The sequence below is a fragment of the Acetobacter malorum genome (genome assembly GCF_001580615.1).
Taxonomy (GTDB): Bacteria; Pseudomonadota; Alphaproteobacteria; order Acetobacterales; family Acetobacteraceae; genus Acetobacter; species Acetobacter malorum.
The window spans coordinates 52,607-68,135 of sequence record NZ_LHZC01000048.1; the positions used below are offsets into that span (position 1 = coordinate 52,607).

General features: G+C 53.1%; 17 protein-coding genes. 14 read left to right on the plus strand and 3 right to left on the minus strand.

Annotated features, from left to right (window positions below):
• Positions 1-25: 25 nt before the first annotated feature.
• Positions 26-1,537 carry a tetratricopeptide repeat protein gene (locus tag AD930_RS07640; protein ID WP_244150527.1) on the plus strand — a complete coding sequence of 504 codons (1,512 nt, stop codon included), beginning with the start codon at positions 26-28 and terminating at the stop codon, positions 1,535-1,537.
• A 397-nt stretch (positions 1,538-1,934) separates the two neighbouring features.
• On the opposite strand, the gene AD930_RS18500 is transcribed toward AD930_RS07640, so the two are convergent.
• A complete protein-coding gene (locus AD930_RS18500) occupies positions 1,935-2,579 on the minus strand; it encodes a transglycosylase SLT domain-containing protein (RefSeq protein WP_167375156.1) in 645 nt (214 codons plus the stop codon).
• Between the two features lie 24 nt (positions 2,580-2,603).
• Here AD930_RS18500 and AD930_RS18290 point away from each other — a divergent pair, with 24 nt between their 5' ends.
• The 4 genes from AD930_RS18290 (at position 2,604) to AD930_RS07665 (ending at position 4,933) form a co-directional block, all read left to right on the plus strand.
• Positions 2,604-2,753, plus strand: coding sequence for a hypothetical protein (locus AD930_RS18290; RefSeq protein WP_167375157.1), 150 nt, complete (start codon positions 2,604-2,606; stop codon positions 2,751-2,753).
• Positions 2,754-3,012: 259 nt separating this feature from the next.
• A complete protein-coding gene (locus tag AD930_RS07655) occupies positions 3,013-4,152 on the plus strand; it encodes a flagellar basal body P-ring protein FlgI (RefSeq protein ID WP_061505743.1) in 1,140 nt (379 codons plus the stop codon).
• Complete coding sequence (locus AD930_RS07660; RefSeq protein WP_061505744.1) at positions 4,152-4,466, plus strand: rod-binding protein; 315 nt, start codon at positions 4,152-4,154, stop codon at positions 4,464-4,466. Before AD930_RS07655 ends, AD930_RS07660 begins: the two co-directional genes overlap by 1 nt.
• A complete protein-coding gene (locus tag AD930_RS07665) occupies positions 4,463-4,933 on the plus strand; it encodes a hypothetical protein (protein ID WP_061505745.1) in 471 nt (156 codons plus the stop codon). Before AD930_RS07660 ends, AD930_RS07665 begins: the two co-directional genes overlap by 4 nt.
• 37 nt (positions 4,934-4,970) lie before the next feature.
• Here the strand turns inward: AD930_RS07665 and AD930_RS07670 are convergent, their stop codons facing one another.
• Both AD930_RS07670 and AD930_RS07675 read right to left on the minus strand, forming a co-directional pair.
• Positions 4,971-5,372, minus strand: a complete 402-nt coding sequence (locus AD930_RS07670; RefSeq protein ID WP_244150528.1) for a hypothetical protein — start codon at positions 5,370-5,372, stop codon at positions 4,971-4,973.
• Between the two features lie 41 nt (positions 5,373-5,413).
• Positions 5,414-6,136, minus strand: a complete 723-nt coding sequence (locus AD930_RS07675; protein WP_061505747.1) for a glycosyltransferase family 25 protein — start codon at positions 6,134-6,136, stop codon at positions 5,414-5,416.
• 194 nt (positions 6,137-6,330) lie between these two features.
• Here AD930_RS07675 and AD930_RS07680 point away from each other — a divergent pair, with 194 nt between their 5' ends.
• From AD930_RS07680 to AD930_RS07720, 9 genes are all read left to right on the plus strand, one after another.
• The gene (locus AD930_RS07680) at positions 6,331-7,131 is read left to right on the plus strand and encodes a DUF1217 domain-containing protein (protein WP_061505748.1); all 801 of its coding nucleotides are present in this window, start codon (positions 6,331-6,333) and stop codon (positions 7,129-7,131) included.
• Between the two features lie 269 nt (positions 7,132-7,400).
• Entirely contained in the window at positions 7,401-8,741 is a 1,341-nt protein-coding gene (locus AD930_RS07685; RefSeq protein WP_456303501.1) for a FliI/YscN family ATPase, read from the plus strand.
• Positions 8,742-8,836: 95 nt separating this feature from the next.
• Positions 8,837-9,220, plus strand: a complete 384-nt coding sequence (locus tag AD930_RS07690; RefSeq protein ID WP_156476927.1) for a flagellar FliJ family protein — start codon at positions 8,837-8,839, stop codon at positions 9,218-9,220.
• Positions 9,221-9,357: 137 nt separating this feature from the next.
• Positions 9,358-10,149: a hypothetical protein gene (locus tag AD930_RS07695; protein WP_244150529.1), complete on the plus strand. Its 792-nt coding sequence runs from the start codon at positions 9,358-9,360 to the stop codon at positions 10,147-10,149.
• A 58-nt stretch (positions 10,150-10,207) separates the two neighbouring features.
• Positions 10,208-11,242 (plus strand): flagellar motor protein MotB, encoded by a 1,035-nt coding sequence (locus tag AD930_RS07700; RefSeq protein ID WP_061505750.1) that lies wholly within the window; start codon positions 10,208-10,210, stop codon positions 11,240-11,242.
• Positions 11,243-11,308: 66 nt separating this feature from the next.
• Positions 11,309-12,178 carry a flagellar motor stator protein MotA gene (gene motA, locus AD930_RS07705; protein ID WP_061505751.1) on the plus strand — a complete coding sequence of 290 codons (870 nt, stop codon included), beginning with the start codon at positions 11,309-11,311 and terminating at the stop codon, positions 12,176-12,178.
• A 12-nt stretch (positions 12,179-12,190) separates the two neighbouring features.
• Positions 12,191-14,266, plus strand: coding sequence for a flagellar hook-length control protein FliK (locus AD930_RS07710; RefSeq protein ID WP_061505752.1), 2,076 nt, complete (start codon positions 12,191-12,193; stop codon positions 14,264-14,266).
• Between the two features lie 43 nt (positions 14,267-14,309).
• A complete protein-coding gene (locus AD930_RS07715; protein ID WP_061505753.1) occupies positions 14,310-15,059 on the plus strand; it encodes a flagellar hook assembly protein FlgD in 750 nt (249 codons plus the stop codon).
• Positions 15,060-15,077: 18 nt separating this feature from the next.
• The gene (locus AD930_RS07720; protein ID WP_082781758.1) at positions 15,078-15,506 is read left to right on the plus strand and encodes a flagellar biosynthesis regulator FlaF; all 429 of its coding nucleotides are present in this window, start codon (positions 15,078-15,080) and stop codon (positions 15,504-15,506) included.
• The last annotated feature ends 23 nt before the right edge of the window (positions 15,507-15,529 follow it).

Sequence of the window (15,529 nt, forward strand, 5' to 3'; positions counted from 1 at the left end):
GGGGGACGAAGCGGTCAGGATGGCCATGAATGTCGGAGGGAAAAGCGACCGGGCGGATCTGCTGTTCGCATCAGCTACGATCATGGGCAGTCTTGCCTCTCGACACGATATTGCTGCAGCGCTATTTCGCAAAGCCCTTCACCTGCTGCCAAGGGATAATCCGCAACTCGTGAAGCTGGCGGCGGACATTAAGACGAGCCTGGCCGATACATTGATGGCGGACGGCAAAGTCGGTGAAGCTCTGTCGATTTACAAAGAGAATCTCGCTGAGCAGCCCGCAGATGGCATGTCTCTTTGTGAGCATATTTCCATGTCTCTATTGGAGGCTGGCTATCCTCTTGAGGCTGCGGAAGTAATTCGCACCTGGATGAAGGTGGGGGCTTCATCTCCCATTCTTCTCAATAATCTGGGGTGCGCCTTACAGCGGCTGAACCAATCCGCTGAGGCGCTCCCATATTATGAAAAAGCTGTTGCCCTATCCCCTTACCATCCAGACATTTCTTTCGGCTATGCAATCACTCTTCTGAAAGCTGGTAGGATTCAGGAGGGACTGCGCCTCTACTCCCGCCGTACGCCCAGTATGAGCACCAACAATTACTGGTTTCTTGATTTGCCGCGGCTCACTGAAGAGGATGAGCTGAAAGGCAAGCGAATTGTCTTTTATCAGGAGCAGGGGCTTGGAGATACACTCCAGTTCGTGCGCTATATCCCATGGGTTGTGTCTATGGGGGCGGAGGTAGTCCTGGCGGTACCGCCCCAACTATTCAGGCTCATGCAAACGTCTTACCCTGATGTTGATGTCCGCCTCATGACGGATTTCAACACCCCCAAGTCTTCCGAGGACGAACGCGTCTATCATTATGGCTGTCCTATTCCGGACCTGCCTTATATCGCTCGCGTGAAGGCCATCACCGAACATGATTTGGCGCGTGGGGAAGAGAGCGAGGTCCCTTACCTTCATGTCCCTGATGAAATCACAGACCGCTTTTCAGCGCTTTGTGATTTGGGGATCGAAAAGACGGGGGCTGTGCCAGATAAGAGGCGGCTTCGCATTGGCATCGTCTGGTCAGGTGATCGCCGAAAAAATGCCAAGGATGTGGCCGCTGACAAGAGGCGGTCGGTGACATTCGACGATCTTATCACGGCTCTCACGCCACTTGACGCCGATTTGTTCAACCTCCAGTTCGGTGACCGCAGGCAAGACCTTGCAGAGTGGAAGGGGCAGCCTGTCATCGATCTCATGAGCGATGTGGGCGATATGCTTGACACTGCCGCTCTGATCAAAAATCTGGACATGGTTGTGTCTGTAGACACTTCGGTTGTGCATCTTGCGGGGGCGCTTGGCGTGCCAGTATGGATGATCAGCCGCTGGGATGCATGCTGGAGATGGGGAGACAGAGGCGAAACCTCGCCGTGGTATCCAACAATCAAGATTTTCCGTGCAAACGGACTATCATTTGGGCCTGTCTTGTCCCAGGTTGGAGAGGCTTTAAAGGACACTATTGCCCTTAATGATGCCGAACCTTTGGGTGTCTGAATGTGGCAAATATCCCCTGAATTCTATTCGGGGGATATTTTCACACCGCCCAATCTTGGTGTTGGAGCGGTTGCCTGATATCTCGCGGTGGCCAGTCGCAGGAGCTTGCGGGCGTTCTCCATGCCTTCCTCCGCTGAGGTTGAGAAAAGGGTTCTTATACCCTCTTTCAAGGCGTCTGATACTGGAAGCTTATCTAAAGCGGCCTCTAACTCGCACTCCGATGTAGGGGATGAGCAGCAAGCGCATCGCTCTATGGTGCGGAATTCATCGCCCTCTCGAATCTTATGCCATATCGCGTGGCAGCCAGTTCCGTTGCAGCGCAGGCACTGAGGGTGAGGGGTTATCAGCTCGTCTGTGATCTGATCTTCAGAGGGTGGCATCTAGGGCGCGGTCCTTATCAATATATTTGCGGCCTGGGGGTCATAGAGACCATATGCGTTGGATTGGCTCTGTAGGAGGCCAGAGTGCGTCCAGAGCTAAATTTGTCGGCCTGCCGAGGGGTGGAGGATAGTCCTCCGGAAACTCCTGTAAAAGGTCGGAACGGGCGGAAAGAACTCACTGTAGGGGCAATATTCTGGCTGGCAGCCACCACGGGGGCCGGCAGCGGAGCTGGATGAGCTGGCGGAAGCTGTCTGTTCGGCCTGGCTCCTCTCTCATCCTGCGGAATCGCCCATGCTTCTAGTACTTTCCATTGGTATGGCTCCCCGACGCCTGGGGTCTGGGAGTGATAGGCGGCCGCCGCTCTTGGCCAACTGCCCATCTTGTCAAAAAGCTGAGTAAGAAATCTGCCTGCATAGGCTGAGTTGGTATAGGGGTCGAATGCCGCATTCAGGTCTGAGAATGCGTCCGGGTGATGCATTATATTCACCTGCATGCACCCAATATCGATTGAGCGAATGCCTTCCTTCTGGAACTCCTCAACCGCAGCCACTGCCTCTTGCTTTGACGCATAGTGATGACCCACGCCAGCAGCGTTTACTGTCCAGGGCCACGGTACAATGCTGCCGTCTGCCTCCTGTTTCCCTGCTTCCACCCGGCTCATGGCTGACAGAAAACCGTCGGGGATATGAAGTCCGCGCTCGACCTGCTGGGTGGCGGCAACGCACTGCCCACCCTCAATAGTCCTTCCTTCTGCCAGAGCCGGAGCCAAGGCAAAGACTATTCCTACGAACGCCCCGAACAGGCGTGTTTTTATGAAGGGTGGCGGCGGGCATGACATGAGGAGTTTATATCTTTTGGAATAACAAAATCCAAAGCCTTTTCCGCCTTTCCGGTTGAATGATAGTGAGGGGGTTAATATCCTTGCGACAAAACAACTGGATAATCTTGCCATCTCTCAGAAAGCAGATGGCATTGGAGCAGTATCGCGTGCATACAAGACCCTACAGACGTCACATCTTCCTACAGCAACAATTTGAGGTGCAGATCCTCATCCAAGGCGTGTCGTCATCTGATGGAAAAGAAGGGGCGCGCGGATGAGTAATTTCGCAAGGAGGATCTTCCGCAAAGGGATGGCGGTCGCGGCGGCGACAGCCGTTTTTTGTGGGCAGATGGTCCCGGTTACTGCGCACGCGGCATCAGTTCGGATCAAGGATATCGTGGACTACGAGGGGGTCAGAGACAACCCAATTGTGGGTTATGGTCTCGTTGTCGGTCTGAATGGCACCGGTGATCGTCTGACTAACACCCTGTTCACACGCGAGACATTGGTTGGGATGCTCAATCGATTAGGCGTGAATATCCGCGACCGCTCGATCCAGTTGCAGACCCATGACGTCGCAACAGTGATGGTAACGGCATGGCTCCCAGCATTCTCGCACGGCGGCAGCCATATTGATGTGACAGTGTCAGCGGTGGGTGACGCGCAAAGTCTTACGGGGGGGACGCTGGTTGCGACCCCGCTTAAGGCCGCAGATGGCGAGACTTATGCTGTTGCCCAAGGTTCTTTGGTGACGAATGCGTTCACGGCGACTGGTGCTTCGGCCTCCATTACCAGAAACGTTCCAACGAGCGGCCATATCGCCAACGGTGCGTCAGTAGAGCGGGAGGTTCCGGTTCTGCTGGGTTCCAGCGGCGTTATTCACCTGTCTCTGAAGAACCCCAACTTCACCACGGCCAATAGAATTGCCAACGTCATCAATAAAAATCTTGGGAAGGGCGTTGCCAAAGTTGATGACCCCCGCACTGTGGCTGTGCATCTTCAGGGCAGAAAGGCTGCGCAAACCCTGTATGAGATCGGCGATCTTACGATTGAGCCGGACACGATGGCCAAGGTCATTGTAGATGAGGCGGCCGGCACGATTGTTATGGGCAGCAATGTCAGGATTTCGACGGTGGCGATTGCACAAGGCAATCTGACCATTCAGGTGGCCGAAACTCCACAGGCTGTGCAGCCAAACCCTCTTGCCGGAGGGCAGACGGCTGTGGTGCCTCGTACGCAGGTTAATGCCACCACAGGAAGCCAGGAGCGACTTGGCATTCTTAAGGAAGGGCCAACTCTGTCCAGCCTTGTTACGGGCATGAATGCGCTTGGGATGGGGCCGAGGGATATGATCAGCATTCTACAGGCCATTAAGGCTGATGGGGCCTTACAGGCTGATCTGGAGGTTAGATAATGTCAGGCATCACAGCCATGAACTCTGGTCCCTCGCACTACCGGGATCTGCAAGAGCAAAAAAAAATCGACCCGAAGATTGAAAAGACTGCGAGAGATTTTGAGGCCGTGACGTTAGGGGAAATGCTCAAGCCGATGTTTGATACTGTCGATACATCGTCCGGCCCTTTCGGGGGCGGCTCTGCTGAAAAACAGTTCAGGTCCCTTCAGGTTATGGAGCTTGGAAAACAGATAGCGAACAGCGGTGGTGTTGGGATCGCCCATCGGGTTTACCAAAAAATGGTAGAGATGCAGAAAGGGGGTAGCCGTCGATGAAAGCGCCAGTCACTGTAAAGGATATCGGAAAGATATTTCGCAGATCTACCAGGACAGGAGACGCGGCCGGTCTGGAGGACAGGCTGATATCAGCTTTTGCCGAGACAACGGAAATCCTGGAGAAAGAGAACGAATTTCTCAAGGCTGTCAGCCTGCAGGATGTCCAGAAACTCCTGCCCGAGAAGACGGCATCCCTCGCAAATCTCAAGAAAGAATTCGAGGTGTTTAGTTCATCCGGCGACTATGCAAACGGGATATCGCAGCGGATCGGGGCGGAGCAGAAAAGGTTCAATTTGGCTGTCCAGGAAAACACTGTCCTTCTAGACGCATCGATTGCTGCCCAGAAGGTCGTAATGAGGATGCTGGTTGAGAGCGCCGTGCAAGGGGGCTTTTCTGGTTACGGGCCTAAAGGCGAGCCGGTTTCTGGCAAGACGGAGGGCATGATAGCTCACCAGCGAGATGCGTGAGGGGGGGCGTTATGACAGCCCCTCCGCACGATAAGGCTTACCAGTAAGCTCCGATCATATGCTTGGGCTGGTTGCTGCCGGGATCAGCGCTGGGCGTCCATGCACTCCAATCCCATGCGGTCGTATCCCGCCTGATCTCCGCGGCCATGTCGTCAAGTGTCGGGATGCCGGGGTTCCGGCTTCTGTAGGTTTCATAGGAGCTTTGATCTCCCATATACACGCAACCGCAGCCGATGGGGTCTGAATAAAGATAGATTTTGGAGCCATCCGGAGCTAGGCGGAAGGTCATTCTGCCCGGAGGCAGAAGGTTCATCATCGCGTACCGCGCGGTTGTGTCGCTGTAATGGGATACAAACCCGGCCTTGGACAAAGATGTGTCGGCCTGGAGATATTGCTTCGCGGGAGAGCAACCTGCCAAGAGAAGCAAAGTGATCGCCATGAAGTGGCCGCGAGAGCGTTGGCATAGGCTTTTGGTGCGCATCAGGTGTTCAGGCTCTTTGCTTTGACGTTGTCAGTAAGGCACAGCGCCGGGAATGACGTATAAGACATCATCTGACTATAGTGCATATTCATCATGACATCGACGCTGCTTGTCGGGATGACGCGGCCGCCAAGACATGAGTGGGGGAAATTCACAGTGGTGAACGGCAAGCACCGCTGCATCAGCTCTCTGGCGCCCTTAGGTGATATGGCATAACCGCAAATGCCGAAGGTCTGCTTTAACTTGAAGGGCAGGGCGGTAATATCAATGTCGCGGAAGGACATTATGCCTTTGCGAGCATCATCCTCGGAAAACCCAATGAAGCAGTCAGTGATTCCTGGGATCAGCTCAAATTGGAGCATGGAATCATAGTTGTTGCCCCAAAGGATAATATCCCAATCCATGGGAAGGGTGCCGATAATATGGTCAGCTTCCTGTTCAAAGTTTTTGCAGAGGAAGGCATCATCCTCAAAGATATGCGCCGGAGATCCTGCTTTGGCTACAGCGCCCCATAACGAGACGTGCGTTAAGCCGGACCCGATAGCTCCAGCAGTGAACTGACAGTTGTCGTCAATAAAACCTTTCTGCTTGATCTCTTCAAGGTCAAGGTTTTTGCCATCAATCCCTGGGGCGTGGGTGATCCCTTCAACGTGGGCGTTCACCGCCCTGAAGCGAGCAAGGCGTTCAGGAGTTCGATCAAGGCTTATGACGTATTTTTGCATCAGATTCCCTAGGCTTTGCGCGGTGTATCTAAATTTTGGTCTGCCGCAATGTTTTTGTAACCTCTTAAGTCTATGGTCCAGAAAGCTGTATGCAATGGTTAGATTATTTGGCCTCTAAAGATATCTGTTCAGGTGAGAACAGATGGATCTGTGGCAGGAGGCTTTTGGTATATGTGACATGAGGGGGGTGTGTGATGACAATCAGCGGAATATCGCCAGTATCGCAGTATCTGACTGCAGAAAAAGATGAAGCTCGCGCAGCTCAGACGTATGCCAAAACAGACCCCACGACTGGTCGTGAGGTGGCTGATTTTGAAAATAAAGCCCCAACGATCACGACGGCAGACGGACTGATCAAGGATTACACGGCCAATCAGGTTGTTCTTGGGGCCTACAACCTAAAAACTCTGGCGAACGAAAGCGCCATCGAGCGGGATCTGTTGACCCAAGACCCTAGCGCATCGTCGTCTCTGTCGAAAAAGGCCGGCAAAGCGACGTGGACTAACTTGGCCACAGCATTGTCTGCGATGGGTGAGGGTAAAGGAACTGCTGCAGCGACACCGTTCACCTCCGACCTGATAAGCTCAACTGTGAATTCCTTTGAGTTGTCTCAATATGAGAGCAGCAAGGATCTGGCCAAGAGTGGCGTTGGCAACGCTCTGTATTTTACGCGGGTCATGAACTCGGGAAAGGTCACGACTCTCAACCAACTGATGTCCGATCCAACCCTACTCAAGGTCGCCATTGTAGTCAGTGGCTATAATCCTGACCAGTTTGGCGCACTGGATTTCAGGCAGCAGCAGAGCATCCTGGAGAAGAAAGTGGACATGAAGGCCATTTCTACTCCGAAAGGCGTCGAAAAATACGCTGAACAGTACCTCACAGGGATTCAAATGAATCCTGATTATATCGACAATGACCAGCCGAACACCCTTCTCGATCTTTTTGGAAGCGATGAGGATGACGGAATACTGGCGCTATTTGGCGGATCATGATGCCAGGCCGCTAAGGGCCAAATAATCCTTGCCTTGACGGGCAAGGCTAACTGACGGCAGATGATCAGGGCGCAACTTCGGTTGCGCCTTCTTCATAGTTACAATCCGGGATGCTGCAGTTGTCGTCTATTCCCCAAGAAATTCCTCCGGAACTGACAGAAGCTTTTTCCAGGGCTCGTAGTGCCATAGACGTCGGAGAGGGGGCATTACGAAGCGCACAGGCGCGCCTATCTGGCATCGAGGAGTCCATCGCCCCAACGATAGCCGGAGTGAATGTTGCTACCCTTCATGGGCGCGTGCAGGACATAGCGGGTTTATCTGTCTCAGTCAGTGGGTTGTCAGAGTATACTGGCGTAGGTGACAGGGTAATCATTCGGTCTCTTGATGGAGAGAATGTTTCCGCAGAAATAGTGGCATTCCAGGACGAGAACGCCATCGCAATGCCCTATGGCTCGATGGAAGGTATTGGCTCCGGGTGTCAGGTAAGCTTCCCGCTGTATGACAAAGAGCGGAGAAGGCTTCTGTCCGGAGGGGCTTTGCAGATCAATGATTCATGGCTCGGGCGAGTAGTCGATCCTTCTGGCATTCCCATTGATGGGAAGGGTGATCTTGCTCCTGGCGGAGATGTTAGGCGTGTTCACGCCTCACCACCTGCCGCGGCAGGGAGGGCCAGGTTGGGGCCGAGGATCGACTTGGGTGTCAAAGCGATGAACTTGTTCACGACATGCAGGCAGGGGCAAAGGCTCGGCTTGTTCGCCGGCTCCGGGGTGGGGAAGTCCACTCTTATGGGCATGCTTGCGAGGAACACCGCCTGTGACGTTGCTGTGATCTCTCTGGTGGGTGAGCGCGGCCGAGAGGTCAGAGAGTTCCTTGAGGATGACCTTGGGCCGGATGGGTTGTCTCGATCCGTCGTTGTAGTGGCCACATCGGATACTTCCCCCCTCATGCGCCGGGAGGCGGCTTATTCGGCTCTGGCCATAGCAGAGCGTTTTCGGGACCAGGGTAAGTCAGTTCTCTTGCTTATGGACAGTGTGACCCGTTTTTGTCAGGCGCTACGCGAGATTGGTCTGTCGGCAGGAGAGCCTCCTGCAACCAGGGGGTATCCGCCAAGTGTTTTCGCTGAATTGCCAAGGCTGCTTGAGCGGGCCGGCCCCGGACCTATGGATGCAGATGGGAATGCCGGACAGATTACGGCGCTCTTTTCTGTCCTCGTTGAAGGGGATGATCACAATGAGCCGGTAGCAGATGCCGTAAGGGGTATTTTGGACGGTCATGTGGTCATGGAACGGAAAATTGCAGAGGCTGGGCGATACCCAGCTATTAACGTTCTGAAATCCCTATCTCGTTCGGTTCCTGGGTGTAACTCGGATCCCGAAAATAAGTTGGTGATCGAAGCGCGCAAGCTTCTATCAACATGGGGTGAAGTCAGAGATATGGTCAGGTTGGGTGGCTACCAGATGGGTATGGACCCTATGTCGGATCTGTCTATTGCTGTGGGTCCAAAAATCGACGCATTCCTTAGCCAGGGCAAAACTGAAAAAGTCACACTCGAAGACTCTTTCAATGGTCTTCTCAAGGTGATGTCTGAAGATGGTGGAAACTGGCATTAACGGCCATGCATGAGGATAGGCTTCGCGCTCTCAGGGTTCTGAGCCGGATCAAGGAAAGTGCCCTTGAGAAGGTTCAGGCTGATATGGCGTCCTGCATGGCGAAAGAGGCGCGCCTGCTGCAGGAAATAGCAGAGGGGGAAAAGGAGATCGCCAGACAGAGGGATGAGGTCCTCCCTCACGGAATTGGCGAGGACGCGCTTCTTTTGCAGCAATCCTTTCGAGAATGGCTCCCAGATGCATTATCTGAGATCCAATCTCTGGAAAATCAGCTTAGTTCGGCGAAGCAGGAAACAGGTGAGTGCCGAGGGCGCCTCGCGGCGGCCAACCTGGAGCTTGAGGCCACAGCCGATCTTATTCGCACGCTGGAGGCGGAAGACCGGGCTGACCGCCAGCGAAAAGAGCAGAATGAGATAGATGACATTTCTCGCGGTCAGTTTTTGCTGAGGAGAAAAATAAAAAAAAGAAAAACCATAGTATAACTTGAGAAAATCCATGCTTGCAGATCGTTCTTGAGAAATCAAAATCCGGTGGTTAACGCTTAGTGAATGAGGCCTCCCCAGGCCCGTAGGGGAAGAACCTCTAAACGACACGCGTTTCTGTCTAAGGAAGAGATCAGTTGCAGGAAGAAAGCAAAGTAAAATCACTCAATAAGGACGGTTCGATTTTCATTGCTACACCGTGTTATGGTCAGCAGGTTACTTCTGGCTACATGATGTCGGTATTAGGGGCCACGATCTGCTCCGCCGATAACCTCCAGTTCACTATCATGCACATAGGTGATGATGCTTTGCTCCCTCGGGTGCGCAGTACACTCCTGTCAGCATTCCTTGAGCAATCCGATTTTTCACACCTGTTGTTTGTGGATGCTGACATTTCCTTTGATGCCAGTGCTCCTGCGAAGTTGCTCCAATCCGGAAAGGATTTTATTGGCGGACTTTACCCTTTGAGGGAACGCTACTGGGATCAGCAGACCAGGACCAACATGATTGCCGGGGAGAAGCCTGAAACTGCCTCTTTGCGTTATGTTGGGGCAACGCAGGCAATGCGTGAAACGCCGTCGCAGGGGGGTATCCTCCGGGTCCCTTACGTGGGAACGGGTTTCATGATGGTCAGCCGCTCGGCGATCGAAAAGATGGTTAAATCCTATCCCGAGTTGGAATACAGAAGGATAGATGCTGTCGAATCTGGTGAAGGTCGGCGACACTACGCTCTGTTCGATTGCATGATCGATAAGGCTACAGGGACGTACCTCAGCGAGGATTTCTCGTTCTGTAAAAGGTGGACAGATATCGATGGCGAGATCTGGGCAGATCCCAGCATCATTCTCAAACATACCGGTCCTGCCTCCTTTTCTGGCAATCCTGAGCTGCGAGTTGGGATCGACTGCAAGACGCGGCGCGCATCCTGATTATCGGGCTGCAGAGTAACACCTGAGTTTTATCAAGTAGACAGGACAACCCGACGGAATGCCTAAAGAGAACGAAAAAAGGCCCATCATCATCAAGCGCATAGAGGATGGTGGGCATGGGCATCACGGGGGAGCCTGGAAGATCGCTTATGCTGACTTCATGACGGCGATGATGGCTTTCTTCCTCTTGATGTGGCTGATCAATGCGACAACAGAGGAGCAGAAGAAAGGGATAGCCCAGTTCTTCAATCCTATGGCGGATAAAGCGGCCTCTACAGCAGCTACACAGTCAATGTTGGAATCTTCCCCTATTAATGACCCGTCTTCACTCAAGACGGTCAAAAACGCTGATCAGGAAACTTTGCAGGGTGGTGCTGGCCAGGCCGACAAGCAGGCTTACGAGGATATCACCTCTGGTATTGAGGACCGAGCTACCCCCAGACCTCCGGCGATCATTCCCATCGGAGGGCCTAACAGTGGCGCATCCAAGAGTATTGGCATTATCGGGCAGGGAGCGGGACGGTCCGAGCAGGCCGCCGTTGCGCAACAGGCCGCTTCAGAGAACGAAACCATAGAAGAGGCCTTGGATAATATTAAGGATGGGATCAAGTCCACAGACGCTGCTGGCGAGATCAAGGATAATATCTCGTTTGAAGTTGGATCTGATGAAATCCGGATCGAAATGCGTGACACCGACAAGGTCCCCATGTTTGACACGGGAGCGATTGCCCCGAACAAGGCGGGATCGGCAATGCTATCCGAAATTGGGAAATGGCTTTCTCCGCTGCCAGAGAAGATCTCTATCGTTGGCGAGACGGACGCAGTCCCATACCATCTTCGTAAGGATGGCAAGCCGGGACTTTCAAACTGGACGCTATCTGAAATGCGGGCGGATGCCGCGCGCGAGATATTGGTCAAGGCTGGTTACCCCGACAAGAATATTGATAGCGTAGTGGGCAAATCAGATAGAAATCTAGCTGTTCCTGAAAAGCCGAGCGCCGCTGAGAACAGGCGGGTTGTCCTCATTATACACAGGACACACCCCATTCCGTCGTCGTTGCTGGCAGGTGAGGCCAAGCTTCCCGTCAAATAGACCGTTTTGATTCACCGCGGCTTCTGCGGCGGTCCCTTCGCACTTATTTCTTAGAAAGAGTTTGAAATGCTGTTCATTGGTGGACTGATCTTCGCCCTGCTGTGCGTATTCGGGTCGTTCGCGGCCTCAGGCGGTGCTTTGGGGCCACTCATGGCCTCCATGCCTTTTGAACTTCTGACAATCCTTGGTTCGGCTGTGGGCATCTTCGTCATGGCCAACACGAAGGAATCTTTGAAGCATCTGATGCATTATGTGAAGATGGTCATTAAGGGGCCGACATATACCAAGGATGACTATGTAAGCCTGCTGACCCTTTTATTGAGGATCATGAAAAAAGCATCAAAAGGTGGCATTCCAGCGATTGAAGAGGATTACGAAAATCCAGAAAGTAGTCGCATATTCACCCTGACGCCTTCGGTGCAGAAGGATAAAAAAACGGTATCATTCATCTGTGACTACCTGCGCCTATCCGGGGATTTGCAAGACCCCTACCAGCTTGATGACGTCATGGCGTCTGAATTGAAAAAGATTCAGAATGAAGAGTTGCATATGTCTGAGTGCATCCAAAACCTCGCAGATGCTCTACCCGCCCTTGGGATCGTGGCCGCCGTTCTGGGTGTTATCAAGACCATGGCTTCCATCAATAAGCCCCCTGCAATTTTGGGCGAGATGATTGGTGGCGCCATGGTGGGGACATTCCTTGGCGTTCTAATGGCCTACGGCATCTTTGGGCCACTGGCGGCAAAGATGAAAGAGGTTGTTGAGAAAGACGGACGCTATCAAGATGTGGTAAGGACTGTGCTAGTTGCATATGCGCAGGGCCTACAGCCACAGATCTGCATTGAGATTGGCCGGAAATCAATCTCGGAGGAGTTCATGCCAACTTTCCAGGAAATGGACGTGGTCTGCCAAAATATCACTAGCTCTGAACCCTAAGCTGAGACTGGCATGATAGAAAACCTTGCAGGCACTGTGAACACTGTTGCAGTTACAACCTCGAATCAGCGCACAGCCGCTCAGGCGGCCGCGCCGCTCATTACAGGTTCTGCGAGGTTTTCTGATGTCTATGATCAGTTTCATAGTCACCCCTCGCCTGCGCGCCCCGCTTCGACTAAGGGCGGTCAGGAGCAAGATGGGCAGGAGGGGAATGATCGGGAAAGTGCCGGCCCTTTAGTCGACGGAACCTCGACTGCGGAGGGAGGGATGGCTGCGGCCTCAGCATCTGATGGTTCAGACGCTAAGCCTGTTCAAAAGCAGTCCGATCATCGGGTCTGGGATACTCAGAGCGCGTCATCATCGTCTAAGTATGGGGGGAGTGATCAAAGCCCCGCAGTTGAGAGTGATACTGCCTCAACAGACATCATAAGCCCCCTTCTGACAGCCCAGGCTCCGGCCAAAGGGGATGTCGATGCGGACGCTACAGAGAAAGACAGGGGCAATCAAAAAGCGGATGATGGCGATGCTAATGAAATTGCTTCGTCAGTAATCCAGGCCTTTATTGGCTCCCTGTTCATTGGAGCACCTAGCCTGTCAGGACCGCAAAACATCGGCCCGGCAGACCAAAAGGCTGGTGTGGCTCATAGCGCCTCTATGGATGGAAAGGCTGCACAGGATACCCTGTTGAGTGACCTGTCCGGTGGGACGGCAGAGCAACCTCTTCCAGCAGCCAATGCCTCAGGTTTGGCGACACCTCTAGTGGACAGCCAGTCAGGGCGACCGCCTGTCGGCCCACCCTCACTGAATGCTGGTATGGGCACTCAAGTTGGACTTGCAGATGCCAGCACCAATCCCGCACAGGCTTCCCCTGCTCTGACTTCGACAGCCTCGGTTTCAAGTGTTGTTTCTGATGTGTCAGGAAATGCAGTGGCGCCTTCATATGGGGGTGCTCTCGCCCCCTCGGTCACCCCAAACGCAGCTTTGACGGGTTTGGATGCAAATGTCGTTTCCGGAATCTCCGTTACGCCAGCGTCAGGCACTGATCGGATTTCGACGACTGATCCATCAAATGATGATCGAGGTAACATCGACCTAAACACCTACCTTTCCCAGAATTGGGTTTCGGGGCAGGGTGTGACTTCTCAGACTGATAAATTGTCAGGAATGAGCCAGGCCCAAACAACCGCGATAGCGCCAGCCACATTTCCCCAGGCACAGAAGTCCGCCGGCAGAGAAGGGGTAGGGGTTTCATCCGTAAATGGTGCCGAAGATAAGAAATTAGAAAGCCCAGATGCGTTCTCGCCATTAGGTATTGGAGCGTCAGAGCAAATGGCGCAACAGACTCAAGATCAGAGCGAGGAGCAGTCCAGCGGCAATTCCGATCATCGTGCCTCTGAACCATCCAGGCCTGCGGCCACAGAGGACGGGATGCAGCCTTCACAGTCTGTATCCTTTGAACAGCAAGTTGCTCAGTCGTCACAGAATATCGGCTATCAAGACACGGGGGCAGCCTCCACAAAAAGCGGAGCCGGAAAAGCGCCGAAGGCAGACACGCCCTATGCTGCGAGTAATGCTAATCCAGTGTCGAGACTGTCGGTACGGTCGGAAGGAGCGGGGGGCGATGGGCGCACACTAAGCATGACAGTCAAGACAGCTAACTCCTCTGAGGTTAGAATCAAGGTCACCAATGATAATGATGGCACGTCCAGGGTAATGCTTGAAAGCGAGAACGAGGCGACATCTCATGAACTTAAGAAGAGCCATGCAGATCTCGTAAGAGCCTTGGAAGCTGCCGGTGTGAATACTTCACATATGAAGATTGAGGTCACAGCCTCTAACGCCACCAACTCTGATCCCAACGGATCCGGTGCAGGTTCAGACCAGCAGAATATGATGGATTGGGACGGGCAGGGGTTTTCCGGAGGGGGGCAGAGTAATCAAAGGAACTCGCCTCCGAAAAATATACCTTCAAATCCGGTAGGGGATTACCCTATCCTTAGTGAAGCTCCTTCCGGCCCGGCAACGCTGAATGCCGGTTCATCGGGAATAAATGGTTCAACTAACAGCGGCCTTAACATCACAGTATAATCCTTCATTGAAAGGATGTGTGATTAGCGCGCGAGGATTGTCAATGACCTCTACTACCCCCGTATCGGCATCATCTGCTGTTTCAGCTTTGTTGAATGCCACGGAAACTGCAGCTAAAACGGGATCTAATTCTCTGGCTACGTCCGCATCGACGACGGCGTCAACAGCTTCAGCAGGGGCTTTTGCCTCTCTCGCGGGGAACGAGAACGAGTTCCTGACACTGCTTACGACGCAGTTAAAGCATCAGGATCCAAGCAAGCCTGCCGACACCAGCGATATGACGAGCGAACTTGCTCAGTTCGCGAATGTTGAGCAGTCCGTTCAAACCAATACGAACCTGACACGCTTAATCTCATTGCAGGCGGAGGGGCAGTTGACGACTGACAAGGCTATGGTCGGGCAAACTGCCTCTGTATCGACGAACACTCTACCGCTTCAAAATGGAAGTGCTTCACTATCATTCAGTGCAGTCAGCGGAGAGATCGTAGGCGTATCAGTGGCGAATTCCGCTGGTCAGGTTGTCAAAGACGATGTTGTTGAGTCTTCGTCCGGAACCAATACCTGGAAATGGGACGGCAAGGACAATTCCGGGAATACCATGCCTGATGGTGCTTACAGTGTCTCAGTGAAAACAGTAGACAGTGGTGGGACGACTTCTGATGTGGCGTTCAATGTGAATGGCACGATCACTGGTGTTACCAAAGGCGCAAACGACATCTACATCAAAATGGGCGGCGCTGTAGTCCCCATGGCCGATGTTTCGACGGTCTCTTCCACCTCAGCAGCCTCCTGATAGAGTGAAAGCAGAGAAATGAACAGAGCTCTTCGAGCTTATAAAAGTGTTGCTGGCTCAGCTTTGACTGGAAGGGAGGCGGACGCAGAAGTTTTTCGCATCCTGATACGGAAGTTGACGACCGTGGAGCACTCCGCGGATTCTCAAAAGAGACGTCCTATTCTCGCTATGAATAACCACCTGTGGAACCTGATTCAGAAGGCGAATGCGGACGACAACGGAACAGTTCCAAAAGAGGACAGGCTTCTTTTCATCCGTATGGCAAATGAAGCGCAGCGCTATGGGATCAGCGCGATCCTTGATTGTGATGTGCCTATCGGGCCGTTACTGGAATGTGCAAAAAATGTTCTGGAAGGCCTGACGACCTATCCTGAAGCCGGGAAGCGTGATGGGGTAATTATTGATGCCGAACCGCTGAAATTTGATGGTTCGGACGGGATGCTTTGATAAAAAAGGGGGGATGCGTAGAA